The organism is Telluria sp. AIW5 (assembly GCF_056680575.1).
In genome coordinates, this window is the sequence record NZ_CM155289.1 from 3,143,815 (window position 1) to 3,169,147 (window position 25,333).

General features: G+C 64.5%; 22 protein-coding genes and 1 tRNA gene. 22 read left to right on the forward strand and 1 reads right to left on the reverse strand.

Annotation, left to right across the window (positions count from 1 at the left end; translation table 11 throughout):
• Nucleotides 1-111 precede the first annotated feature (111 nt).
• From AC1MEM_RS13960 to AC1MEM_RS14010, 11 genes are all read left to right on the forward strand, one after another.
• Nucleotides 112-188 (forward strand) — tRNA-Val (locus tag AC1MEM_RS13960).
• A gap of 219 nt (nt 189-407) precedes the next feature.
• Nucleotides 408-2,318 carry a threonine--tRNA ligase gene (gene thrS, locus AC1MEM_RS13965; RefSeq protein ID WP_499471337.1) on the forward strand — a complete coding sequence of 637 codons (1,911 nt, stop codon included), beginning with the start codon at nt 408-410 and terminating at the stop codon, nt 2,316-2,318.
• Nucleotides 2,319-2,407: 89 nt separating this feature from the next.
• Nucleotides 2,408-2,878 (forward strand): translation initiation factor IF-3, encoded by a 471-nt coding sequence (infC, locus tag AC1MEM_RS13970; RefSeq protein WP_499471339.1) that lies wholly within the window; start codon nt 2,408-2,410, stop codon nt 2,876-2,878.
• Nucleotides 2,879-3,235: 357 nt separating this feature from the next.
• Nucleotides 3,236-3,433, forward strand: coding sequence for a 50S ribosomal protein L35 (gene rpmI, locus AC1MEM_RS13975; protein ID WP_026354218.1), 198 nt, complete (start codon nt 3,236-3,238; stop codon nt 3,431-3,433).
• Between the two features lie 20 nt (nt 3,434-3,453).
• The gene (gene rplT / locus AC1MEM_RS13980; RefSeq protein WP_499471340.1) at nt 3,454-3,813 is read left to right on the forward strand and encodes a 50S ribosomal protein L20; all 360 of its coding nucleotides are present in this window, start codon (nt 3,454-3,456) and stop codon (nt 3,811-3,813) included.
• 190 nt (nt 3,814-4,003) lie between these two features.
• Nucleotides 4,004-5,020 carry a phenylalanine--tRNA ligase subunit alpha gene (gene pheS, locus AC1MEM_RS13985; RefSeq protein ID WP_499471342.1) on the forward strand — a complete coding sequence of 339 codons (1,017 nt, stop codon included), beginning with the start codon at nt 4,004-4,006 and terminating at the stop codon, nt 5,018-5,020.
• Between the two features lie 84 nt (nt 5,021-5,104).
• A complete protein-coding gene (gene pheT, locus AC1MEM_RS13990) occupies nt 5,105-7,531 on the forward strand; it encodes a phenylalanine--tRNA ligase subunit beta (RefSeq protein ID WP_499471344.1) in 2,427 nt (808 codons plus the stop codon).
• Nucleotides 7,532-7,645: 114 nt separating this feature from the next.
• Nucleotides 7,646-7,999 (forward strand): integration host factor subunit alpha, encoded by a 354-nt coding sequence (locus AC1MEM_RS13995; RefSeq protein WP_290424311.1) that lies wholly within the window; start codon nt 7,646-7,648, stop codon nt 7,997-7,999.
• Between the two features lie 47 nt (nt 8,000-8,046).
• Nucleotides 8,047-8,451 (forward strand): MerR family transcriptional regulator, encoded by a 405-nt coding sequence (locus tag AC1MEM_RS14000; RefSeq protein WP_499471346.1) that lies wholly within the window; start codon nt 8,047-8,049, stop codon nt 8,449-8,451.
• Nucleotides 8,452-8,831: 380 nt separating this feature from the next.
• Complete coding sequence (locus AC1MEM_RS14005) at nt 8,832-9,464, forward strand: response regulator (RefSeq protein WP_056334485.1); 633 nt, start codon at nt 8,832-8,834, stop codon at nt 9,462-9,464.
• Between the two features lie 250 nt (nt 9,465-9,714).
• Nucleotides 9,715-11,184: a CHASE3 domain-containing protein gene (locus tag AC1MEM_RS14010; RefSeq protein WP_499471348.1), complete on the forward strand. Its 1,470-nt coding sequence runs from the start codon at nt 9,715-9,717 to the stop codon at nt 11,182-11,184.
• Nucleotides 11,185-11,342: 158 nt separating this feature from the next.
• Here the strand turns inward: AC1MEM_RS14010 and AC1MEM_RS14015 are convergent, their stop codons facing one another.
• Nucleotides 11,343-12,152 (reverse strand): Crp/Fnr family transcriptional regulator, encoded by an 810-nt coding sequence (locus tag AC1MEM_RS14015; protein WP_499471350.1) that lies wholly within the window; start codon nt 12,150-12,152, stop codon nt 11,343-11,345.
• A 299-nt stretch (nt 12,153-12,451) separates the two neighbouring features.
• Here AC1MEM_RS14015 and AC1MEM_RS14020 point away from each other — a divergent pair, with 299 nt between their 5' ends.
• From AC1MEM_RS14020 to AC1MEM_RS14070, 11 genes are all read left to right on the forward strand, one after another.
• Nucleotides 12,452-13,132 (forward strand): response regulator transcription factor, encoded by a 681-nt coding sequence (locus AC1MEM_RS14020; RefSeq protein ID WP_499471352.1) that lies wholly within the window; start codon nt 12,452-12,454, stop codon nt 13,130-13,132.
• The gene (locus tag AC1MEM_RS14025; RefSeq protein WP_499471354.1) at nt 13,129-14,451 is read left to right on the forward strand and encodes a sensor histidine kinase; all 1,323 of its coding nucleotides are present in this window, start codon (nt 13,129-13,131) and stop codon (nt 14,449-14,451) included. The genes AC1MEM_RS14020 and AC1MEM_RS14025 overlap by 4 nt, the downstream gene beginning before the upstream one ends.
• Before the next feature lie 80 nt (nt 14,452-14,531).
• The gene (locus tag AC1MEM_RS14030) at nt 14,532-15,230 is read left to right on the forward strand and encodes a hypothetical protein (RefSeq protein WP_499471356.1); all 699 of its coding nucleotides are present in this window, start codon (nt 14,532-14,534) and stop codon (nt 15,228-15,230) included.
• Nucleotides 15,223-15,363 carry a hypothetical protein gene (locus AC1MEM_RS14035; RefSeq protein WP_499471357.1) on the forward strand — a complete coding sequence of 47 codons (141 nt, stop codon included), beginning with the start codon at nt 15,223-15,225 and terminating at the stop codon, nt 15,361-15,363. The genes AC1MEM_RS14030 and AC1MEM_RS14035 overlap by 8 nt, the downstream gene beginning before the upstream one ends.
• A 184-nt stretch (nt 15,364-15,547) precedes the next feature.
• Nucleotides 15,548-15,961: a type IV pilin protein gene (locus AC1MEM_RS14040; protein ID WP_499471359.1), complete on the forward strand. Its 414-nt coding sequence runs from the start codon at nt 15,548-15,550 to the stop codon at nt 15,959-15,961.
• Nucleotides 15,962-15,972: 11 nt separating this feature from the next.
• Entirely contained in the window at nt 15,973-16,605 is a 633-nt protein-coding gene (locus AC1MEM_RS14045; RefSeq protein ID WP_499471361.1) for a pilus assembly FimT family protein, read from the forward strand.
• Nucleotides 16,602-17,033 carry a hypothetical protein gene (locus AC1MEM_RS14050; protein WP_499471363.1) on the forward strand — a complete coding sequence of 144 codons (432 nt, stop codon included), beginning with the start codon at nt 16,602-16,604 and terminating at the stop codon, nt 17,031-17,033. Before AC1MEM_RS14045 ends, AC1MEM_RS14050 begins: the two co-directional genes overlap by 4 nt.
• An 8-nt stretch (nt 17,034-17,041) precedes the next feature.
• Nucleotides 17,042-18,202, forward strand: coding sequence for a PilW family protein (locus AC1MEM_RS14055; RefSeq protein WP_499471365.1), 1,161 nt, complete (start codon nt 17,042-17,044; stop codon nt 18,200-18,202).
• Nucleotides 18,199-18,798 carry a pilus assembly PilX family protein gene (locus AC1MEM_RS14060; protein WP_499471367.1) on the forward strand — a complete coding sequence of 200 codons (600 nt, stop codon included), beginning with the start codon at nt 18,199-18,201 and terminating at the stop codon, nt 18,796-18,798. Before AC1MEM_RS14055 ends, AC1MEM_RS14060 begins: the two co-directional genes overlap by 4 nt.
• A gap of 67 nt (nt 18,799-18,865) precedes the next feature.
• Nucleotides 18,866-23,476 carry a pilus assembly protein gene (locus AC1MEM_RS14065; protein WP_499471369.1) on the forward strand — a complete coding sequence of 1,537 codons (4,611 nt, stop codon included), beginning with the start codon at nt 18,866-18,868 and terminating at the stop codon, nt 23,474-23,476.
• Between the two features lie 149 nt (nt 23,477-23,625).
• Nucleotides 23,626-25,317, forward strand: a complete 1,692-nt coding sequence (locus tag AC1MEM_RS14070) for a peptide chain release factor 3 (protein ID WP_499471371.1) — start codon at nt 23,626-23,628, stop codon at nt 25,315-25,317.
• The last annotated feature ends 16 nt before the right edge of the window (nt 25,318-25,333 follow it).

A 25,333-nucleotide genomic window follows, 5' to 3' on the forward strand; every position in this document is an offset into this window, starting at 1 on the left:
ACCAACAGATGCGTTCCCGACGCCGGCAATCCCCGCGTCTCCCGGTCGCGTTGGCATAAATCCGAACAACCCTTGCGCGACGCCGACGCACCCCCTATAATGCACGTCATTGGGCGGTTAGTTCAGCTGGTTAGAATACTTGGTCGACATCCAAGGGGTCGCAGATTCGAATTCTGCACCGCCCACCAGAATACTTGTAAGAGCTAGAAAGGCATCCACGGTTATGACACCGCGAACTACAACGAAGTTGTGGGGGAATCGCTAGACGCGGTAGGGTGTTCTTTTGACTCGACACACTTGAAATAACGCGGCTAGCCCGCGTTTTTTTTCGTCCAGAGATTTCAAGTTTCAAATTTTTTAACGAATTTTTCAACATACTCGGCGCGGCGCGCCAAATGGAGATCACTATGCTTAACGTGCGACTTCCCGATGGCTCCAGCCGTCAATTCGACGGCCCCGTGACGGTCGCCCAGGTGGCGACCTCCATCGCCCCGAGCCTTGGCAGGGCGGCACTCGCCGGCAAGGTCGACGGCAAAGTGGTCGACACTTCCTTCCTGATCGAACAGGACGCCGACCTGGCGATCGTGACGGACAAGGACCCCGAAGGCCTGGACGTCATCCGCCACTCGACCGCCCACCTGCTGGCCTACGCGGTGAAGGAGCTGTTCCCGGAAGCCCAGGTCACGATCGGCCCGGTCATCGAAAACGGTTTCTATTACGACTTCTCGTACAAGCGCCCGTTCACCCCGGAAGACCTGGCCAAGATCGAAAAGAAAATGGCGGAGATCGCCAAGCGCGACGAGCCGGTGACCCGCCGCGTGCTGCCGCGCGACGAAGCTGTCGCCTATTTCAAATCGATCGGCGAAGACTACAAGGCCGAGATCATCTCGTCGATTCCGGCAGGCGAGGACGTCTCGCTGTACGCCGAAGGCAATTTCACCGACCTGTGCCGCGGCCCGCACGTGCCGTCGACCGGCAAGCTGAAAGTCTTCAAGCTGATGAAGTTGGCCGGCGCCTACTGGCGCGGCGACTCGAACAACGAGATGCTGCAGCGCGTGTATGGCACCGCCTGGGCCAGGAAGGAAGACCAGGAGCAATACCTGCACATGCTGGAAGAAGCGGAAAAGCGTGACCACCGCAAACTCGGCAAGGCGCTGGACCTGTTTCACTTCCAGGAAGAAGCACCAGGCCTGATCTTCTGGCATCCGAAAGGCTGGACCATCTGGCAGCAGGTTGAGCAATATATGCGTCACAAATACCAGGTCAACGGCTACGACGAAGTCAAGGCGCCGCAGATCCTCGACGTCACCCTGTGGCAGAAGACCGGTCACTGGGACAACTATCGCGAAAACATGTTCACGACCGAGTCGGAGAACCGTTCCTACGCCCTGAAGCCGATGAACTGCCCGGGCCACGTGCAGATCTATAACTCGGGCATGAAGAGCTACCGCGACCTGCCGCTGCGCTACGGCGAGTTCGGCCAGTGCCACCGCAACGAGTCCTCGGGCGCGCTGCACGGCATCATGCGCGTGCGCGGCTTCACCCAGGACGACGGCCACGTGTTCTGTACCGAAGAGCAGATCGAGGCGGAAGTCACCGCCTTCCACGCCCAGGCGATGGAAGTGTATGACGACTTCGGTTTCACCAATATCGACGTCAAGCTCGCGCTGCGTCCGGAGAGCCGCATCGGTACCGACGAAGTCTGGGACGAGGCGGAAGAAGCCTTGCGTTCGGCGCTGCGCGCCTGCGGCGTGGAGTGGACCGAATTGCCGGGCGAGGGCGCCTTCTACGGCCCGAAGATCGAGTACCACCTGAAGGATAGCCTCGGCCGTCCATGGCAGGTCGGTACGATGCAGGTCGACTTCTCGATGCCGGGCCGCCTCGGCGCCGAGTACGTTGCGGAAGACAATACCCGCAAGGTGCCGGTCATGCTGCACCGCGCGATCGTCGGCTCGATGGAGCGCTTCATCGGCATCCTGATCGAGAACTACGCGGGCGCGCTGCCGCTTTGGCTCGCGCCTGTGCAAGTGGCTGTGCTCAACATTTCTGACGCACAGGCAAGCTATGTGAAAGAGGTGCAAGAGCGCCTGAAGAAGGCGGGCCTGCGCGTTCACGCTGATTTGCGGAACGAGAAGATTACCTATAAAATACGCGAACATTCCGTCCAAAAACTGCCATACATCTTAGTTGTTGGCGACAAGGAACGTGAAGCAAACACCGTGGCCGTGCGCGCACGGGGCAATGTCGACCTGGGCACCATGTCCATCGATGCCCTGATCGAGCGCCTGACTGGCGAAGTCAATTCGAAAGCCAGGTAAGCCGGCCGGTTATTCAGACATTAAAAGGAAACAACATAGCTACTGACAAGTCTGCTCATCGCATCAATGGCGAGATCAATCACCCCGAAATGCGTTTGTCCGGGGTGGACAACGAGCCGCTAGGCATTGTGAGCCTGGCTGACGCGTTCCGTCTGGCCGAAGAAAAGAACGTCGACCTGGTCGAGATCGCGCCGAACGCGGTCCCGCCGGTCTGCCGCCTCATGGATTACGGCAAGTTCAAGTACTCGGAACAGAAGAAGGCCCACGAAGCCAAGCTGAAGCAGAAGATCATCCAGGTCAAGGAAGTCAAATTCCGCCCGGGCACCGATGAAGGCGACTACAGCATCAAGCTGCGTAACCTCATCAAGTTCCTGGGCGAGGGCGACAAGACCAAGATCACGCTGCGCTTCCGCGGTCGCGAGATGGCGCACCAGGATATCGGCTTCCGCATGCTCGAACGTCTGAAGGGTGACCTGGAGCCGTATGGCCAGGTCGAGCAGTTCCCGAAGATGGAAGGTCGCCAGATGATCATGATTATCGCGCCGAAGAAGAACAAGTAATTCTTCAAGCGAATAATTCCAGGGCCGGGACCGGTGTTGCAGTCAGCTGCAGCGCCGGTCCCGGCCCTGTGTCGTTTGTGCTTCGTGGGGTGCCGGGTCTTCCGTTTACCCAGTGATCGGAATGGGCCCCGATTTCCCGTGCGATGATCTCGCTGCTACGTATCACCGCGTGGGCACAAGTGCCCACCCTACCCGACACAACCTGTGTTAGAATCTGCGGTTCCTGTTTTTAGAAGCAGGTTGTAGCGGACTCGCATCCGCTGCAAAACAAGTGAAAGCAGGCATCTAAGCGCGACAGCAAGTTGCCACCTGCAATCCTGTTAGATATGAGGCTGTCCGTGAAAAGGACAGATGACTATGCCAAAAATGAAAACCAAAAGCAGCGCGAAGAAACGTTTTCGCGTGCGTCCGGGCGGTACTGTGAAATCGGGTATGGCGTTCAAGCGTCACATCCTGACCAAGAAGACCACCAAGAACAAGCGTCAGCTGCGCGGCACCCGTAACATCAATGCGTCGGACGTGACCAGCGTCTACCGCATGATGCCATCTGCTTAATCTCACACTAAGGAGCTAATATGCCTAGAGTTAAACGTGGGGTTACTGCGCGTGCCCGTCATAAGAAGGTTCTTGAGCTTGCAAAAGGCTACCGTGGCCGTCGCTCAAAAGTATACCGTGTTGCCAAGCAAGCAGTCATGCGCGCTGGCCAGTACGCATACCGCGACCGCCGCAACAAGAAGCGCGTCTTCCGCGCACTGTGGATCACCCGTATCAACGCGGCTTCGCGTTCGCACGGCATGACCTACAGCGCGTTCATGAACGGCCTGAAAAAAGCCGCGATTGAACTGGACCGTAAGGTTCTGGCCGACATGGCCGTGCACGACAAGCCGGCCTTCGCCGCGATCGTCGCTGCCGTCCAGGCCAAGCTGGCTGCCTGATAGCAGTTTGCTAGCAAATAGCGCTACGGCAACGTAGCGCAAAAAGAGCGGGGCACGGTTTTTTACCTGTGCCCCGTTTTTGATTATGGGTCCTGTAAGTTTGCGGTGTGAATTGAACAAAGCGTTGCGTTCACGCTACAATTGCAGATGACCTGTGGCTCCTGCCACTCAATACAGGAAAAGAACAAGCATGAACTCGCTCGAAGAACTCGTCGTCTCGGCCCAGGCTGACTTTGGCGCCGCCCCGGATGCGGCCGCGCTGGAAAACGCAAAAGCAAAATACCTCGGCAAGACCGGCCAGGTAACCGAACTGATGAAGGGCCTCGGCAAGCTCGACCCTGAACAGCGCAAGGCGCAGGGCGCCCTGATCAATGCCGCAAAAGAAAAAATCGAACAGGCACTGACCGGCCGCCGCGACGCACTGGCGAATGCCCAGCTCGAAGCTCGCCTGAATGCGGAGTCGATCGACGTCACGCTGCCCGGCCGCGGCCGCGCCATGGGCGGCATCCACCCGGTGATGCGTACCTGGGAGCGTGTCGAGCAGATCTTCCGCTCGATCGGTTTCGACGTGGCCGACGGCCCGGAAATCGAAAACGACTGGACCAATTTCACTGCCCTGAACAGCCCGGAAAACCACCCGGCGCGTTCGATGCAGGACACCTTCTATATCGAAGGCAATGACACCACCGGCAAGCCGCTGCTGCTGCGCACCCACACCAGCCCGATGCAGGTGCGCTACGCGCGCACGCACACGCCGCCGATCAAGGTGATCGCGCCGGGCCGCACCTACCGCGTCGACAGCGACGCCACCCACTCGCCGATGTTCCACCAGGTCGAAGGCCTGTGGATCGGCGAGGACATTTCCTTCGCCGACTTGAAGGGTGTCTACCTGAACTTCGTCAAGGCCTTCTTCGAGACCGACGACCTGCAGGTGCGTTTCCGTCCTTCCTACTTCCCGTTCACGGAACCGTCAGCCGAAATCGATATCGCTTTCGGTTCGGGACCGCTGAAGGGCCGCTGGCTCGAGGTGTCGGGCGCCGGCCAGGTGCATCCGACCGTGGTGCGCAATTTCGGCCTGGATCCGGAAAAATTCATCGGCTTTGCGTTCGGCTCCGGCCTCGAGCGCCTGACGATGCTGCGTTACGGAATCAATGACCTGCGCCTGTTCTATGAAGGCGACTTGCGATTCCTGAAGCAGTTTAATTAATCCGGTCGCCGATTCAGTACGGCAAATAATAAATAGCTAAGCAGTACGTCGAGCGCTTACAAGCGCAGTTACAAGGCAAAGATTATGCAATTCTCCGAAAACTGGCTCCGTTCCATGGTCGATCCGAAGATGACTTCGGATGAGCTGTCCCATTTGCTGACGATGTCCGGCCTCGAAGTCGAAGAGGTCGAGCCGGTCGCCCCGCCGTTCTCGAACGTGGTCGTGGCCGAAGTGGTCGAGGTGGCCAAGCACCCGAACGCGGACCGCCTCAACGTCTGCCAGGTGAACGTCGGCAGCGGCGAGCTGCTGAACATCGTCTGCGGCGCGCCGAACGTGCGCGCCGGCATGAAGGCGATCTGCGCCAAGGCCGGCGCCGTGCTGCCGCCCGGCGCCGACGGCAAGCCTTTCGAGATCAAGGTAGGCAAGCTGCGCGGCGTCGAGTCGCAGGGCATGATGTGCTCGGCGAAAGAGCTGAAAATCTCGGAAGAGAGCAGCGGCCTGATGGAACTCCCGGCGGATGCGCCGGTCGGCGCGAGCATCCGCGACTACCTCGGCCTGGACGACCTGAAGTTCACCATCAAGCTCACGCCAAACAAGGCGGACTGCCTGTCGGTGCTGGGCGTGGCGCGCGAAGTGTCCGCGCTCACCGGCACGCCGCTGCACCTGCCGACGACGGTGCCGGTTCCCGTGACGATGGACGAAGTCCTGCCGGCAACCATTTCCGCGCCGGACCTGTGCGGCCGCTTCACCGGCCGCGTCATCCGCGGCCTGAACGCGAAAGCCGCGACGCCCGACTGGATGAAGCAGCGCCTCGAGCGCTCGGGCCAGCGTTCGGTCTCGGCCCTGGTCGACATCTCGAACTATGTCATGCTGGAAGTCGGCCGTCCGTCCCACGTGTTCGACATGAACAAGATCCACGGCAGCCTGGACGTGCGCTGGGGCAGGAAAGGTGAACAGCTCAAGCTCCTGAACGGCAACACCGTCGAGGTCGACGAGTGGGTCGGCGTCATCGCCGACGAGAAGGAAATCGAATCGCTGGCCGGCATCATGGGCGGCGACTCGACCGCCGTCACGCTCGACACGACCGATATCTACCTGGAAGCAGCCTTCTGGTGGCCGAACGCGATCCAGGGCCGTGCCCGCAAATACAATTTCTCCACCGATGCGGCGCACCGCTTCGAGCGCGGCGTCGACTACGCGACGACCGTGGAACACATCGAGCGCATCACGGCGCTGATCCTCGGGATCTGCGGCACGCCCGAGACGAAAGTCGGCCCTGTCGACGACCAGGTCGCGAACCTGCCGCAGCGTCAGCCGGTCGTTCTGCGCACGGCGCGCGCACAAAAAGTGATCGGCGTGCCGATTACCGACGAGATGGTCGCCGACATCTTCACGCGCCTGCACCTGCCGTTCACGCATGAGGCGGGCAAGTTTGCGGTGACGGCACCGTCCTACCGTTTCGATATCGAGATCGAGGAAGACCTGATCGAGGAAGTCGCGCGCGTGTATGGCTTCGAGAACATTCCCGCCAACCCGCCGGTGGCGCCGAGCGCGATGCTGATCGAGCCGGAAAACAGCCGTTCGCTGTTCGCCGTGCGGCATCAGTTAGCGGATCTTGGCTACCAGGAAGTCGTCAACATGAGCTTCGTGGAAAGCGTCTGGGAGCAGGATTTCGCGGCCAACGACACCCCGATCAAGCTGCAGAACCCGATCGCCAGCCAGATGAGCGTGATGCGCTCGACCCTGATCGGCGGCCTGCTGGCCAACGTGCGCTACAACCTGAACCGCAAGGCGGGCAGGGTGCGCGTGTTCGAAGTTGGTGCCGTGTTCAAGCGCAACGACGTCACGACGGATGGCCCTTTGACCGTGGCCGGTTTCGACCAGCCGAAGCGCGTGGCCGCCATGGCCTACGGCCCGGCCATCGACGAACAGTGGGGCGCCGCGACCCGCGCCGTCGACTACTTCGACGTCAAGGCCGACCTGGAAGCGCTGTTTTCGCCGCGTATGGTACGCTTCGTCAAGGCTGAGCACCCGGCGCTGCATCCGGGCCGCTGCGCCAATGTCGAGCTCGATGGCCGCGTGGTCGGCTTCATCGGCGAACTGCATCCGCGCTGGCTGCAGAAGTACGACCTGCCGCAGGCGCCGGTGCTGTTCGAAGTCGATGCGGCCGCCCTCTCGGCGCGCGTCGTCCCGGCTTACACCGAGATTTCCAAGTTCCCGGGCGCCACGCGCGACCTCGCGCTGGTCGTCAAACAGGACGTTGCGGCCCAGTCCGTGATCGATGCCTTCACGTCGGCGCTGGCTGCCCACGCGAACGGCAAGATCGTGCAAGCCGTTGTTTTGTTTGATGAATACCGCGGCAAGGGGCTGGACGCGGACGAAAAATCGCTTGCTTTCCGCTTTAGCTTGCAAGATACTCAATCGACCTTGCAGGACGATGTCGTGGAGGCCGTGATGGCTACCGTGGCTGAGGCCGCAAGAGAAAAACACAGCGCAAAACTGCGCGGCTAAGTTTGCAACGCGTCCAAAACATGTCCACATCGAAGGCAGGGCTTCAAAATTAATAACAACGACGTTGATTCGGCCGTATTCCAGGAGGCCCTGGCGGCCGACCTGCATCGTGCGATGCAGGTAGCGCGGGTACGGAAAGAAGCGGAAAAGGACCTGCCGACCCTCACCAAGGCCGAGCTGGCCGAGCTGCTCTTCGAGCAGGTCGGCCTGAACAAGCGCGAAGCCAAGGACATGGTCGAGACCTTCTTCGACGAGATCCGCAACGCGCTCGAGCGTGGCGAGGCCGTCAAGCTGTCCGGTTTCGGCAACTTCCAGTTGCGCGACAAGCCGCAGCGGCCGGGCCGCAATCCAAAAACCGGGGAAGAGATTCCGATTACGGCGCGCCGCGTTGTGACTTTCCACGCCAGCCAGAAACTGAAGGGCATGGTTGAAGAAACCAGCCCGGCATCGCTGGCGCGTGCCGCCTGAGTGCGTCCCGCCAGCTGTGTTTGCGAACTGCGTTTAATAAGTGAGCCATGAACGATCGCCCGAACAAGACTGAACTGACCGCGCTGCCGCCGATCCCGGCGAAGCGCTACTTCACGATCGGCGAAGTCAGCGAATTGTGCGGCGTCAAGCCGCACGTGCTGCGCTACTGGGAGCAGGAATTTACTCAGCTGAAGCCGGTCAAACGCCGTGGTAACCGCCGGTATTACCAGCACCACGAAGTGCTGCTGATCCGGCGCATCCGCGAACTGCTCTACGAACAAGGTTTCACGATCAGCGGTGCGCGCAACAAGCTCGACAGCCGCGCCAGCAACCTGGCCGGCGGCATCGAGGAAGTGCAGGTCGAGGAGGCGCCCGGCGTCGACACGGCCAGGCTGCGCGCGGAACTGCTCGACATCGTCGCCCTGCTCAAGCAGGGCGTACGGCCTGCTTGATTCAGACAAGACTGACAATTGGACCGTCGCGGCAGCGATGCCATCGAGCCGCGAGGGCGGGCATGCCGGCTGCATGAAAGTGCCACAGGGAATCGCCGAGTCCACGCTGAGGAGCGTGTGAAAAAATTGTCAGGGCAAGGCGACATCGTCGAGACAGTACGTGGGTACGGCGAGACGATGCAACGCAGCCATGGCGATTTTTTCACACGCTCTGCGGGGTGGATCGGGGCTCTCGAATTAATGTTCGCTTAACACGGCAGTCGTGCGCTGTTGTAGTAGGGCGCCGGAGTGCTAAAATGTTACATGCGGCCCACCAACGCATGACAGCCGGGTAAGATTCCCCGGCACTTTCCTGTTCCAGGAAAATTTAAGGGAAGACAATGATACGCGTTGCCATTTGTGACGACCACCAGATAGTTCGAGCAGGTTTCAAACAGATTTTCTCCTCGTCCGGCGATTTCGAAGTCGTCGCTGAAGGCGCCACCGGCCGCGAGGCGCTGGACATTGCCCGTCGCGAGATTTGCGACGTGCTGCTGCTCGACATCGCCATGCCCGACCAGAGCGGGATCGACATCCTGCGTACCATCCGCCAGGGCCAGCCGAACCTGCCGGTGTTGATTCTCTCCGGCTATCCGGCGCAGCAGTATGCGCTGAACCTGTTCAAGATGGGCGCCAACGGCTACCTGAACAAGGAATGCGATGCCGACGAGCTCAAGACCGCCGTGCGTACCGTGTTCCAGGGCCGCCGCTATGTGAGCTCGACCGTTGGCGAATTGCTGGCGCAAAGCTTCGACCGCGATCCGAACACGGCACTGCATACCGAGCTGTCGGACCGCGAATTCCAGGTGTTCCTGCGCCTCGCGAAGGGCGCGACCGTTTCCGATATCGGCAATGCGCTGTCGCTGTCGATCAAGACCGTGTCCACCTACCGTACGCGCATCATGGAAAAGATGGGCTTGCAGTCGAACAGCGACCTGACCTATTACGCGATGAAAAACAACCTGCTCGATTGAGCGGGTCGCGAGCGCCGCCCGGCGCTCGCCTTTGCCGGGCTCCGGCCCGGCACTGCGGCCTCCAGGGTCGCATGAGCGTCAAGGTGCAGCGTTCGCCCTCGCCGAACCGGCATCCGGTGCGGCGGCGAAGGGCGGCCCGCGAGTGCATTCTGTCTCATCCCTTTACTCAACAAGATTGCTGCGCTGCATTAAAGTCGGACAACGACTATAATCAGGCCGTCCGGCAAGTTGCGCGAAAGGAACTCAGCAGATGTACTTCTCCACCGATCCCCTCCCGAAACGCGCGGGTTCGCTTCCCCTGTACAAGACCCTGCTGTGCTTCGCCTGCGTGATGATCCTGCTCGTCAACGGCATCTTCCTGCTGCGCAACCTGGACGGGCTGAAGGCCGCTAATTCCCTGCAAGACCAGACGACCAAGGTCACCGACGAGTTGCAGCACCTGAACCTGCTCGTCACCGATGCCGAGAGCAATATGCGCGGCTATTTCCTGTCGGGTTCGCCCAGTTACCTGGGCACCGTGCAAGCCGCGCCGGCCCGGATCGACACGCAACTTCGAAAACTCAGCGCGCTGCTCGCCGACAATCCGTCGCAGCAAAAGAACCTGGCCCAGTTGCGTACCCTCGTCGAGCACCAGTTGCGCATGATGAACGAGGCCGTCACCATCTACCGCGACGGCGGCCTGAAGGAAATCCTGACCATCACCGGCGCGCCAGGCGAAGGCGACAGCGACGAAATCCGCCTGCAGGTCGTGATCATGCTGAGCGAACAGAACGAATTGCTGAACGCGCGCAGCGCCGCCTTCTACGACCAATACCGGCATGCCGTCATTCTCGGCCTGGGCATCAATGCCGCCGCGATCGCGGTGCTGCTGCTGTTCTACCAGTTGGTGCAGCGCAGTTTTACGGCGCGCGCGCGGGCCGAACATGCCTTGCAACTGGCCAACGACCAGCTCGAAACCACCGTTGCGCGCCGTACCGAGCAGTTGTCGGTGCTGTCGCGCCACCTGATCCACGTGTCGGAAGAGGAAAAATCGCGCCTGGCGCGCGAGCTGCACGACGAAATGGGCGCGAACCTGACAGCGATCGGGATGGATCTCGCCAGTGTGGGCGAGCAATTGCGCACCAGCCGGCCGGATTTGGCCGCCATGCTGGCGCGCGCGCGCGCGACCCTGGTCGATACGGTGCAACTCAAGCGGCGCATCGTCGAAGACCTGCGCCCGAGCCTGCTCGACAACCTCGGCCTTGCCGCGGCCCTGCAGAGTTATTGCGCCGACTATGCGCGGGTGACGAGCCTCGATTGCGATGTGCTGGTTGATGGCGAGGTCGACAGCGTCGGGCCGATGCATGCGATCGCGCTGTTCCGCATCGTGCAGGAGTCGCTCAACAACATCGCCAAGTATGCGCAGGCGCGCAGCGTGATCGTGCACCTGGCACGCGAAGACGATGCGCTCGCGCTCGAGGTGACGGACGACGGCATCGGCATCGCGCCCGATGCATTGGTTGGTTCGAAATCGCACGGTTTGCTGGGCATGCGCGAGCGCGCCTTGCTGCTGGGCGGGAAGCTCGACGTTGAGCGCGGGGTGAACGGGGTCGGGACCTGCGTGCGTGCGCGGATTCCGGCGTTGGCGCCGGAGGACGGCGCCGTCGCGGAGACGCCGCCGGGGCATGCGCCGGAGCTGCCGGCGGTCGGGAGCGACAACTTGGGAAGATTTGCTGCTTGACACTCGCTGGACGGATGCCTAGCGTCGTGGGGGAGGCGGCTCCAACATAACGCGCGGGCATGCCCGCGCGTCGACCTCAAGAACAAAGGCCGCTCCGATGTGAATCGAAGCGGCCTTCTTAACTGAACGGCAGACGCCGTTTTCTCATTCACATTCCATCAACGCGCCACATCCATCAGCAGGCGGTCGTATTCCGTCTTGGCTACCTTGTAGCATTCGCCCGCATACTCTTCCAGGCCGGTGCGGTCGAGGACCGTGATGTTGCCGCGGCGGTACTGGATCAGGCCTTCATCCTGCAGCTTGCCGGCCGCTGCCGTGATGCTTTCGCGGCGCACGCCGAGCATGATCGAAATGAGTTCCTGGGTCACTTTCAGCTCGTTGCCTGGCGAACGGTCCAGGCGGTCGAGCAGCCAGCGGCAGAGCTTCTGCTCGATCGAGCTGTGGCGCCCGCCCACGGCGTTCTGGGCCATCTGGGCGAACAGGGCGTTGGTGTAGCGCATCAGCAGCTGGGGCAGGGCGCCGCCGGCCATGAAGGCGTCACGCAGGAACTGGGTTTTGAGGCGGTAACCGTAGCCGGCGCTCTGCACGACGGCGCTGCACATGGCGCGCTCGCCCATGAAGAGCGACACACCGACCACACCTTCGTGGCCGACGACGGCGATCTCGGTGGTGGCGCCGTCTTCCATCACATACAGCAGCGACACGATTGAGGTCGTAGGGAAATACACGTATTCCAATTTGCTGCCATACTCGAACAGTTCTTTGCCGAATGGCATAGGAACGAGTTCCAGGTGCTCGAACAGGGTTTCCAGGTCTTGGCGGGGAAGGGCTGCCAGCAGTTCGTTTTGCTGGGTGCCGCTGAAACTGACAACTGGACGGGACGCCGCTTTGATATCCTCTTTGGTCGAAAGAAGCTGATTGACCGATTGTGCTTTTTGCGTGACACCACCGAGTTGAGCGTTGTTCATTTTCTGTCCTCTTATCTGACTTGCTGCATGAAGTGCGACTTCCTCGAGACTTGTTGACACTTAGTTGACATAGTCTCAATCGCGATGTGGCTACGATAAGGCTTCCGTCTGTTGGCGAACATAAGATTAGGGGTTGCACGGGTGTAGGCAGGTCGCATGCTGTCTTGTCAGCCCAGTCCTACTGGGAAAGATGCCCGAAATCAGGCCAAATATGGCCGGCGCCAGCCCTTTTTTCCTGGCGACACGACGATTTGCTCCATAATGGCCGCGTCCGCAACCATTTTTTCTTCCTCCAGCGCATGCATGTCCTACTCGTCGAAGACGACGCCGTCCTCGCAGACGGCCTGACCCGCACCCTGCAGGGCCATGGCATGCTGGTCGAACTGGCCGTCGATGGCCTGCAGGCCGACGCCCAGTTGCAGCGCAATCCCCCGCAAGTGGCCGTCCTCGATATCGGCCTGCCCGGCATCGACGGCTTCGACGTCGTGCGCCGCCTGCGCGCGCGCGGCGACACGACACCGGTGCTCCTGTTGACCGCGCGCGACGCCATCGAGGACCGGGTGCGCGGCCTCGAACTCGGGGCCGACGACTATCTCGTAAAACCCTTCGCCACGGCGGAACTGGTGGCGCGCATCCGCGCCCTGGCCCGGCGTAACGCGCCCAAGACCGGTGTCATCTCCCTCGGCAACCTGGTGTTCGACTCCGGGGCGCGCCGCGCGCGCATCGGCGACAAAGCCCTGGAACTGTCGGCGCGCGAGTGGGCCGTGCTCGAATACCTGTTGCAGCAAGTGGGACGGGTTGTCTCGAAACAGCAGATCATCGACACCATCGCGCCCTGGGGCGACGACCTGACCCTGAACGCGGTCGAAGTCTATGTCTCGCGCTTGCGCCTGAAGCTGGACGGCGCCGGCCTCGCACTGCGCACCATCCGCGGTTTCGGCTACCTGCTCGAAGCTGCTCCCCCCGCCTCCGGGGCATGAGCAGTATCCGCGGGCGGCTGCTGAAATGGCTGGTCGGCCCGATCCTGGTTGTCAACCTGGGCGCGGCCGCGCTCACCTACCTGCTGGCCTGGACGCCGGCCCAGTTCGCGTTCGACGAAAGCCTGCGCCATGACGCCGCCACGCTGGCTGCGCGCGTAGGTGCCGGCGACGCGCTCGCGCCGGTATTGGCCCAGGCCGACGATGGCGCCGGCGAATCGAGCTGGGCCGCCTTGCACGATGGCAGCGGGCGGCTGCTGGCCGGCGCCCCGCGCCTCCCCGTTCCGCAGCGGCCGGGCCTGCTCGACGCCCGGCTGGACGGCGAACCGGTGCGGGTCGCCGTGGCCGAGGTCGCAGGGGGCGGCGGATTGCGCGTCAGCCTGGCGCGCACCACGCGCGCGCGCCAGCAGGTGAGGGCGGCCATCGTCCGCTCGCTGGTGCTGCTCGAGGTGCTGTTCAGCCTGGCGCTGGTCGGCCTGGTCTGGTTCTCGGTCGGCAATGGCCTGTCCCCGCTGGCCCGTTTGCGCGCCCGCCTCGACGCGCGCGGCAGCGCCGACCTCGCGCCGCTGGACGACGCCCACATGCCGCGCGAGCTGGTGCCGGTGGTCGGCGCCTTCAATGCCTTGCTGGGGCGGATCGATGCGGGCGCCCGCGCCCAGGACGAATTTCGCGCGAACGTCGCGCACCAGCTGCGCACGCCCCTGGCCGGGCTGCGCCTGCAGCTCGAATGGCTGGCGGCGCGCCATGCGGGCGACCCCGACACGCGGCGCTCGGTCGACCTGATGCTGCAGGCGAACGAACGCATGATCCGGCAAACCAGCCAGCTGCTCTCGCTCGAGCGCGCCGAGCCGAACCGTTTTGCGCGCGCGCGCCTGGCGCCGCTCGACCTGTCGGACCTGGTTGCCGACAGCATCCAGGCCTTTGTCGAACAGGCGGCGCGCCGCGACATCGACCTCGGCTTCGAACTGGCGCCCGCCCCCGTGCACGGCGACCGCTTCCTGCTGCGCGACCTGGTCGACAACCTGGTCGACAATGCCCTGCGCTATACGCCGCGCGGCGGCCGCGTCACGGTCGGCTGCGGCGCAGCGACGGACGCGGGCGCGCACGCGGCGAGCACGCTGCGCGTCGAGGATAACGGCCCGGGCATCCCGGCCCATCTGCGCGAACAGGTGTTCGAACGCTTCGTGCGCCTCGACGAAGGAACGCATGGCAGCGGCCTGGGCCTCGCCATCGTGCGCGACATCGCCAGCCTGCATGGCGCCGAACTGAGGCTGTCCGACGCGCCGGGCGGCGGGGCCGTGTTCACGGTCAATTTCCCCTGAAGCGCGCTGTTCAGGATTCGATTGACGCCTGAATTCGCCTGCGCGATAGTCATCAATGGAGGCTGCAGGCCGCGGGGACGATGTCCTGGCGCTACGTCGAGTTCCAGGTGATGACGACCAATGTCACGCACGGCCGGCCTTATCGCTTCCCGAACGAAGACAGGGACCAGGCCCTGTTCTTCCGGCCGAAGGAGCTCGAGGCATGGTTTCCGCCGAACGTGATCCGGCATATGGTCGACAAGGCGGCCGATTACGACGCCGAGCGCCACGAGGCGCAGCCGCACGTGCTGCCCGAAGGCATGCTGGTGCTGCCGCCGGCGAAGGATTTGCCGGTCGTGTTCGCCGCCCGGCTGAGCCTGAGCTTTCCCTTCCTGCTCAGCGCCATTCCGCTGTACGCGGTCGACTACGAACAGCAGGTATTCGCGAAGCGCAGCTTCGAGCGTTGCTGGTTTTCCGACGGCGGCATCTGTTCGAATTTCCCCATCCACCTGTTCGACGCGCCGCTGCCCTTGTGGCCGACCTTCGGCGTCAAGCTCGAAGCGGAACGCAAGCATCATCCGATCGACGGGAGGCCGGAGGTCAAGGAGAACCGCTGGTTGCTGCCCGACCGCAACGACGAGGGCAGGGGAGACTCCTTCCTGCGCCTCGACGAGCAGCCGGGCGTGGCGCGGCTCGCGGGCTTCGCGCTCGGCATCCCGAACGCGGCGCGCCACTGGCAAAACAACATGCTGGTGCGTGCGCCGGGCGTGCGCGACCGGGTGCTCAGGGTCTATGGCTGAACGGGAGCGCAAAATGGCGCTGCTGGTGGGCCAGTTGCGCGCGCTGTCGCTGGTCGCGGCGGCCTCGCCCGACCCGCTGCGCGACAAGGCGCCGCGCCGGGCGCCGGTGATTCGCATCGTGCCGGACATCTGAGGCGCGGCCTGGCCGGTCGCAGACGCCGCGCGCACGTCGCGCCGCGTCACGTCACGTCTGTCAGCTTGCTGTCAGCATTTCCTCAGGGTAATGCAAGCTTCCTGCGGTATTATTCTCCCAAGGCAACTTTTCTTTCCGGCGTGACGCTTCCTCGAGGCGGCGCCTCCAACCCTCGGGAACCGACATGAAACCTCAGGCTGGCTTCACGCTCATCGAACTCATGATCACGGTCGCGATCATCGGCATTCTGTCGGCGATCGCCGTGCCGACCTATGGCAGCTACGTGCTGCGCACGCGCCTGACCGATGCGTATTCGGGCCTGGCGGGCGTGCAGCCGGCGCTCGAGCAGCACTGGTCGAACACGAATGCCTACACCGGTTTCACGGCCTTGCCGGCCACGACCGACAACTTCAGCTTCAAGCTCGACAGCGCCACCGATACCGCCTACACCATCAGCGCCACCGGCAAGAACGGCGCCCTCGGCTTTGTCTTCACGATCGACCAGAACGGGCGGCGCGCCACCACCGGCGTGCCGAGCGGCTGGGCGACCAGTACCAGCTGCTGGGTGCGCGACAAGGGCGGGAAGTGTAGCGAATGAGGCAGGCGGCCATGCGCACATGCTCCAAATGCGCCACGCGCGGCTTCACGCTGCTCGAGGCCCTGATCGCACTGTCGATTCTCGGCATCGTGCTGTCGATCGGCATGCCGCGCATGAGTAGCTGGATCTATGCCGGCAAGGTGGCCGCCGCCGGTCAGTTTTATGCCGAAGGCTTCGCCATGGCGCGCAACCAGGCGCTGACCCAGAACGGCGCCAGCCGCCTGGTGCTCATCGAGAACACGGGCAACGGCCAGTTCGACTGGCAGATCGATGTCTGCTTCCCCCGCTCGGACGAACCCTGCAACGAGATCAGCACCAACTGGTCGACGACGGCCGCCGCCGCCACGCGCGACCCGCTGGGTGCGAAAGGCTTCAAGTCGCTGCGGCGCAGCGCCGGGACGCTGCCGCCAGCCGCCGAACTGGCGCAAACGATCGGCCCGGACGACGCGCGCGCCGTGTATTTCACGCCGCTCGGCTGGGTTGATCCGGCCATCGCCCCACGCATCGAGCGCATCGACCTGACGCCCGCCGGCACACAGGCCAGCGCAGCGCCCGTCACCGCCGTCGTGCTGACGCTGGCCGGCAACGTCATCCGCTGCAAACCGCTGGTCGCCGCCAGCGACCCACAAAGGTGTCCGCCATGATGTCCAGACCGCTGATGTCCAGACCAATGCGCCGCCAGGGCGGCGTCGCCCTGCTCGAAGCGCTGCTTGCGGCCGTGCTGCTCGCCATCGGCCTGCTTGGCACGATCGGCCTGCAGGCGCGCGCCTACTCGGCGCTGTCGGACGCGGGCATGCGCGCCGAGGCAACCATCGCCGCCGAACGCCTGATCGGCGTGATGACGACCGACCCGGACAGCCTGTCCGACTACACGCTGGCGACCGGCGGCACGCCGGGCGCGCGCCTGGCACCCTGGTACGCCGCGACGCGGAAAAGCATCCCGGGCGCCCGGGTCGCGGTCACGGTGGTGCCGGGCACCGGCGGCGGGGCGGCCAACGTGACCATCGCGATCAGCTGGCAGCGCAAGGCCGACGCACCCGCCAACACGCACACCGTGCGCGCTTACATCTAGGAGCGGGCATGCGCTTTTCCACACGCCGCAGCCGCGGCTTCTCGGTTGTCGAACTGCTGGTGAGCGTGGCCATCGGCATGCTGGCGCTGGTGTTCGCGATCCGCCTGATCACGGGTTCCGAACAGAGCAAGCAGTCGGCGCTGGGCAGCTCGGACTCGATGCAGAACGGGATGCTGGCCATGTTTTCGATCAGCGCCGACGCCCAGCAGGCCGGCTTCGGCCTGAACGACCCGCTGCTGCTCGGCTGCAATACGCGCTTCAACGACAATGCGGGCTATGTGCTGGCGCCCGCGCCGCGCGGCGCCGGCACCGTGCGCCCGCTGGCGCCGGCCATCATCGAGTCGAACGGCAGCGCGCCCGACACGATCAGCCTGTACTCGGGCAGTTCGCCGACCGGCACCGGCACCGTGCGGGTGGAAAGCGACTACATCGGCGGCACGCGCCTGAACGTCGACCGCAAGCCGTCCTACGGTTTCAAGACCGGCGACGTGGTCGTGGTCGCGCCCGAGGGCAGGACGGGCGACTGCGCGCTGGCCCAGGTGTCGGAACAGCCGGGCGGCGCGGCCTTCCTGATGGTCGCCGGCGGCGCCAACTTCCGCTACAACACCGGCTCGCTGGGCATGAATTTCAAGGGCGGCGAAACGCGCGTATTCAACCTCGGGCCGGCCGCCACGCTATCGCTGCATACCTGGTCGGTCGCCAACGGCTTCCTGCGCCTGCGCTCGACCGACATGGCCGGCACCAGTGCGGCGCCGGCGACGGTCGCCGACAACATCGTCTCGATCAAGGCGCAATACGGCTTCGACACACGCACCGGCAACGCTTTCGCGGCGCGCACCAACCTGCGCGTCGGCGCCTGGTCGGCCACCATGATCGACGCCGACGCCAACGGCACGGTAGGCAGCGCCGGCGACTACGAACACCTGGCGGCCCTGCGCATCGCCGTGGTCGCGCGCAGCAAGACGCGCGAGCGGGCGGCCACCGGCGCCGCCTGCACCAGCACGACCGTCCAGCCGAGCGTCTTCGCCAGCAGGGAGCCGTCCAGCGTGGCCGCGGTGCCGATCAGCGTCGACGTCGCGGTGGCCGGCGACACGGCCGACTGGCGCTGCTACCGCTACCGCGTTTTCGAAACGATCGTCCCGCTGCGCAACGCGAACTGGAACCCATGATGAAGCCCTCGACGCAACGGCCAGCGCGCAACCAGGCCGGCATCGCCCTGCCGGTCATGCTGGTCATCCTGCTGGTGATGCTCATCTCGAGCATCTACCTGCTCAAGTCGAGCAACACGACCACGCTGACGGCCGCCAACCTGGCCTACGACTCGGCCCAGAGCCGCGCGGTGGACTACGGCCTGGACGCAGGCTACAAGTGGCTGCGGGCGACCTCCATGGGCAAGAAGGGGCTGCTCGACACGAACGTGGCGGCGTCCGGCTACATGGCGACCTATGATCCGAACGACGGCGTGCGTTCGCCTGCCTTCTGGCTCGGCTCGACCACGGTCACCGTGGGCGCGCAACGCATCGAATACGTGATCCACCGCATGTGCGACCGGCCGCTGCCCTACAACGACAAGGACAACACCTGCGTCCAGACCAGCGACAATCCGTCGGCGGCGGGCAGCGCGGTGGCGGCCGGCGCGAGCCTCGCGATTCCGGCGCCGCGCTACACCGCCATCCCGCGCGTGCATTACCTGGTCACGGCGCGCATGGATGGCGCGCGCGGCGGCAATGTCGTCAACCAGATGATGGTGCTGATCGGCGGCTGACGGCCGCGCGCACCGAACCCCAAGGCCCGTGGCGGCCGATGAAATGGACACCCGCATGGATCGCCTTATGAATCGTCTCCTCTCCCTGTTTGCCTTGCTGCTGCTGGCCACCGCGGCCCAGGCCGGCCCCACCGGCATCGCCCAGCTGCCGCTGCTGAACATCACCGGCACCGGCACGGTCAAGCCGAACCTGATGCTCCTCTACGATAACTCGGGCTCGATGGTCAGCACCTTCACCCCCGACTACGTCGACGACACCAGCACCTGCCGTTCGCGCGCCACGATGGCCGGCGGCACGCGCAGCTGCCGCATCGGCGACCCGCCGTTTGCCAGCGCCGACTTCAACAAGCAGTACTACAACCCGAAGGTGCGCTACCTGCCCCCCGTGGACAGCAACGGCGTGTCGTTCGACTCCATGACGCGTTCCAAAACGACAGACTGGACCTCGGTCACCACCGACGGCTTCAACGTCAACAACACCGACCTGCTGGGCAACGACGTCAACAAGACCAACCTCGCCGCCGGCTTCCCCGACCTGCGCTGGTGCGACAGCGGCGGCAACTGCGGCTACAACACCAGCGGCTACGCCTACCCGAACGACGTGCGCTATACGGCGCAAAGCTTCACCGCGAATCCCTACTACTACACGATCAACGTCGCCGAATACTGCACTGACGCGACCCTCACGAACTGCCGCGTCACCGCGGTGAATGCCCCGGCGCCGGCGGGCTACCCTGAACCGGCGCGCGTGCGCTGGTGCGACAGCCGCGCGCTGACCAATTGCCAGGCCAAGTACGTCGGCAACTTCAAGTATCCGCGCTTCTCTGACCCGAACCGCAACCCGGACTGGTACGGCACCATCACCATCGGCGCATCGAGTACGACCAGTTCGGCGAAGATCAACAGCGTCTCGGTCGTCGAGCCGGACGGCACCTTCACGCTGACCAACGCGGCCGTCACCGCCAGCAGCGGCACCAACACGGCGACCAGACAGGCGGCGGTGGCGAACGCGCTGGCCGCCTCCATCATCGCGAAGACGGGCCTCGCGGCCCAGTACACGGCCTGCGTGCGCACGCCGAGCGTGACCGGCGTGCCGGCCTGCTCGAGCTTCGGCATCACGCTCGAGAGCAACAGCGTGGTGGCGGTGGTGCCGATCAGCTGCCCCGCGGGCACCACCGGCAAGGCGGTCGGCCCCTGCACGCTGGCCTCCGACGGCAGCCGCGCCGGGCGCGACCTGATCGTCTCCTCGGGCAGCTCGGTCACCGCGCTGCTGACGGTCAGCGGCACCACCAACAGCAAGAAGAATGAGGTGCTCGGCGGCCTCACCTTCGGCGGCACCCAGCTGTTTTCCAGCGGCCTGAGCTTCTCGAAAGGCGTGAACGCCGCCGCCGTGGCGCTGGCGATCAAGAACAAGATCGGCAGCAGCGGCACCATCACGGCCTATGTGGGCGGCACCAGCAACACGACGCCGCTGTGCGAGGCCGCGTCGAACAACGTCGTTTGCCTGGTCAACACCTCGGTCGACGCCGAAGGCGACAACATCGCCCTCGGTTCGCTGTCGAACAACACGGCCAGCAAGACCACCTACCTGAGCTTCGGCGCCAGCGCGGCCGCGACCGACGGCGTGCCGAACGCGGTTACGCCGCTGGGCGCCTCGGTGTTCGTGCGCACCGACATCGTCTCGACCAGGACCAGCTATCCGAAGGCGCCGGCGCGCAGCGACTGCGCGGCATCGGCCTGTACCTACGACGAAGAGATGACCAATTTCGCCAACTGGTACGCCTATTACAAGACGCGCAACCAGATGATGAAGACGGCCGTCGGCCAGGCCTTCCAGCCGATCGGCGACAACTACAACGTCGGCATCGTGTCGCTCTCCGTGGCCGCCGCCGAGGGCGCGATGAAGGCGCCCAAGCCCTTCGCCGGTTCGTCGCGCACCGCCTGGTACAGCGCGCTGTACGGCATGTCCACCAGCGGCTCGACCCCGATCCGCCAGGCCCTGCATGCGATCGGCAAGATGTACGCGAACCGCTCGCCCTACAACTACAGCGCCGGCAACGAGGTGATCCAGTTCCCCTGCCAGCAGAACTTCACCTTCGTCACCACCGACGGCTACTGGAACGGCGCCGCCGCCGGGGACGTGGTCAACAACGACAACGTCGAGAGCGCGACCCGCTTCTGCTCGCGCGCCAAGGGCTGCGTCGACCCGGCCACGCAGTCCGCCAACTCGCTGGCCGACGTCGCGCTGTACTGGTACAACGGCGGCTCGAACGACAAGACCACCTCGCTGCGCCCCTCGCTCGAGAACTGGAACGACCAGGACGGCCTGGTCGCCGCCGCGGCCGGCGAAAACACCCGCCTGCACATGAATACCTACGCCCTCGGCCTGGGCGTGGACGGCATCATGACCTACGACCCGAAATACGATACGGCCGCCGCGGTCGGCAGCGACTTCTACAAGCTGGTCACCGGCGTGACGAGCGGTTGCCCGTGGAACGGCGGCGGCGCCTACAACTGGCCGAACCCGAGCACCGGCGACGACTCGGGCAGCGCCGCCTACCAGTCGCGCGTCGACGATTTGTGGCACGCGGCGGTCAACGGCCACGGCAAGTACTTCAGCGCCTCCGACCCCTTGCAGGTGATCGACGGCCTGCGCGCGGCGCTGTCGAACATCGAGGTCAAGATCGGCGCCGCCGCCGCGGCCGCCACCTCGACCCCGAACGTGTCGCAGGCCGACAACGACATCTTCGCCGCCACCTTCACCACGGTGCGCTGGTACGGCGAACTGCAGGGCAAGAAGATCGACATCGTCACCGGCGCCGTGCTGCCGAAGGCGACCTGGATCTCGTCCGATATCGTCGGGCGCAAGGTCGGGGCGGCCACCGATTCGCGCCGCATCCTGATGCTCAACGCGGAAGAGGGCGTCCTCAAGAACTTCGATTTCACGGCCATGTCCGCGGCCGAGCAGGGCTGGTTCACGAACAAATGCAGCCTGCTGCCGCAATGCGCGACCCTGAACGCGGCCGACCGCAAGATCGTCGACAACGGCGCGAACATCGTCAACTGGCTGCGCGGCCAGCAGCAGCACGCCAACGACATCCTGCTGCGCGCCTACAGCAAGACGGCGACCATCCCGGCCGGCCTCACCGCGCCGCTGCCGATCGTGCTGGGCGATATCGCCTCCTCGAAGCCGGCCTACCTGCGCGATCCGCGCAAGGCCTATACCGACGAGGCCTATTTCACGTACAAGGCGGACAACGCCGACCGCCAGCCGACCGTGTTCGTGGGCGCCAACGACGGCATGCTGCACGCCTTCGATGCGGGGACCGGCGAAGAGATATGGGCCTATGCGCCGCGCATCACGATGAAGAAGCTGTACACCCAGGCGAGCACCACCTATGCCACCGGCCACCAGTTCACGGTCGACGGTTCGCCCGCAGTGGCCGACGTCAAGATCGGCGACCAATGGCGTTCGGTGCTGGTGGCGGGCCTGAATGCGGGCGGGCGCGGCTTTTACGCGCTCGACGTCACCGACCCGGACAACCCGGCCGCGCTGTGGGAACTGTGCGCCGACCCGGCCGTCTGCAGCGGCGCCAATTTCGATGCCGACCTCGGCCTCTCGTTCGGTAATCCGCAGATGGGCACCTGGAAGGATGGCGCCGGCGCCGTGCACTGGGTGGTGCTGCTGACTTCCGGCTACAACAACGTGCCGGGAAGCGACGGCGTGGCCGGCGGCGACGGCAAGGGCTATCTGTACGTGGTCGATAGCGCCAGCGGCCACGTGCTGGCCAAGGTCGGCACCGGCGCGGGCGACGCCACGACGCCGTCGGGCTTCGCGCGCATCACCGCGATTTCGGAGAACCCGAACACCGATCCGCTGATCACCTATGTGTATGGCGGCGACAATTTCGGCCAGATGTGGCGCTTCGACTTCACCACGCAAGGCGTCCCCACGCTGATCAGGATGGGCGACGCCGGCGTCAAGCAGCCGGTCACCACCAGCCCCGACGTCACGATGTGCATGGTGAACGGCGTTGCCGCCGACGGCACCGAGACGAGCGCGCTGCAGCGCGTGGTCGCCTTCGGCACCGGCCGCCTGCTCGACCTGCCCGACGTCGGCAACACCGACGTCCAGAGCGCTTACGTGCTCAAGGATTCCGGCACGCCGATCAGCGCGGCCCAGTGGCGCAGCGCCTCCGCGATGGCGCGCCAGAACCTGGCGAAGGTGGCCGGCACCAGCACCGCCTATTCGATCAACGGCGTCAAGATCGACCTCGCGACCCAGCAGGGCTGGTATCTCGACTTCGACCAGAACAGCGGCGAGCGCGTCAACCTCGATCCGCAGATCGTGTATGGGGCGCTGAACATGGTGACCAACATGCCGAGTTCCTCGTCGAGCTGCAAGGTGGGCGGCACCAGCAACGTCTACCAGGTCAACGTCTGCACCGGCGAGCCGCTGACGGCGATCAACGTCGACGGCACCACGGGCCAGGTGATGGTGGCCGGCCAGACCCTGTCCAACTCGGCCGCGGCGGTCGGTTCGATCATCATCACGCTCCCGAAGGGCAATGCGCGCCAGATCACGACCAACGCCGACGGCACCATGACCGATTCGGCCGTGCAATCGGCGGTCTCGGAGCCGGCGACGCGTACCGGCTGGCGCCGCGTGCGCGAGTAAGCCTGCGCACAAGGGCAGCGCAGAGCGCCGGTCCATGCGGCCGGGCCGGGGCGGCAATGCCCCCGCCAGGTGCGCATTCTCTTCACACGTGCCGCCCGGGAATCGGTAAAATCGAGGGTTTTCTTCATCTGGGCCAATGGGGCTCGACTATGTCCAACGATCCTGACATCCAAGTAACCGGCAACAGCGCCGACGCTGCCGGTAACGATCCCGCCGACGCCGGCGTCCCCGCCGCCACGCGCGCACCCGCGGCGATCGCCCGCGAAGTGGGGCGCCGCCGCACCTTCGGCATCATTTCCCACCCCGACGCGGGTAAAACCACGCTCACCGAGAAGCTGCTGCTGTTCTCGGGCGCGATCCAGCTCGCCGGTACCGTCAAGGGCCGGAAAAGCGGCCGCCATGCCACCTCCGACTGGATGGACATCGAGAAGCAGCGCGGCATTTCGGTCGCGTCCTCGGTCATGCAGTTCGAGTTCCGCGACCACGTGATCAACCTGCTCGACACGCCCGGCCACCAGGACTTCTCGGAAGACACCTACCGCGTGCTGACGGCGGTCGACTCGGCCCTCATGGTGATCGATGCCGCGAAAGGCGTGGAAGCGCAGACGATCAAGCTGCTCGACGTCTGCCGCATGCGCAATACGCCGATCGTCACCTTCATGAACAAGCTCGACCGCGAAACGCGCGATCCGCTCGAACTCCTCGACGAACTCGAGTCGGTGCTCAAGATCGAATGTGCGCCGGTGACCTGGCCGATCGGCATGGGCAAGAACTTCCGCGGCGTGTACCACCTGCTCAACGACGAGATCATGCTGTTCAAGGCCGGGGAAGAAAAAGCCGACGGCGCTTTCGAAATCCTGAAGGGCATCGACAACCCGAAGCTGGCCGAGATGTTCCCGCTCGAAATCGAGCAGCTGAAAATGGAAGTGGAACTGGTGCACGGCGCCAGCCACCCGTTCGACCTCGAGCGTTTCCTGTCGGGCGTGCAGACGCCGGTGTTCTTCGGTTCGGCCATCAACAACTTCGGCGTGCGCGAGATCCTCTCGGCGCTGGTCGACTGGGCCCCGGCGCCGCGCGAGCGCGACGCCACCGTGCGTGCCGTGGAACCGAGCGAACCGAGGTTCTCCGGCTTCGTCTTCAAAATCCAGGCCAACATGGACCCGGCCCACCGCGACCGCATCGCTTTCCTGCGCGTGTGCTCGGGGCGTTTCGAAAAGGGCATGAAGGTCAAGCACCTGCGTTTGGGGCGCGAAGTCAAGCTGTCGTCGGTGGTGACCTTCATGGCGTCCTCGCGCGAGCAGGTCGAAGAGGCGTACGCGGGCGACATCATCGGCTTGCCGAACCACGGCAACATGCAGATCGGCGACAGCTTCTCGGAAGGCGAGATGCTGACCTTCACCGGCATCCCGTACTTCGCGCCGGACCTGTTCCGCACGGTGCGCATCCGTAATCCGCTGAAGATGAAGCAGCTGCATAAAGGCTTGCAGCAGCTGGGCGAGGAGGGCGCGGTGCAGGTCTTCAAGCCGGTGCTGGGCTCGGACCTGATCCTGGGCGCGGTCGGCGTGCTCCAGTTCGAAGTGGTGGCGAGCCGCCTGCTCAATGAATACGGCGTGGATGCCGTGTTCGAATCGTCCAGCATCAGCAGCGCACGCTGGGTGTCTTCCGACGACAAGAAGTCGCTGTCCGACTTCGAGGTGCAGCTCGGGCACAACGTGGCCTATGATGCGGCCGGCAACATGGCCTATCTCGCCACCTCGGGCGTCAACCTGCGCCTGACCCAGGAACGCTGGCCGAAGCTGGTGTTCCACGCGACGCGCGAGCACGCGGCCAGGCTGGGCTAAGCGGGCAAGGCGCTCC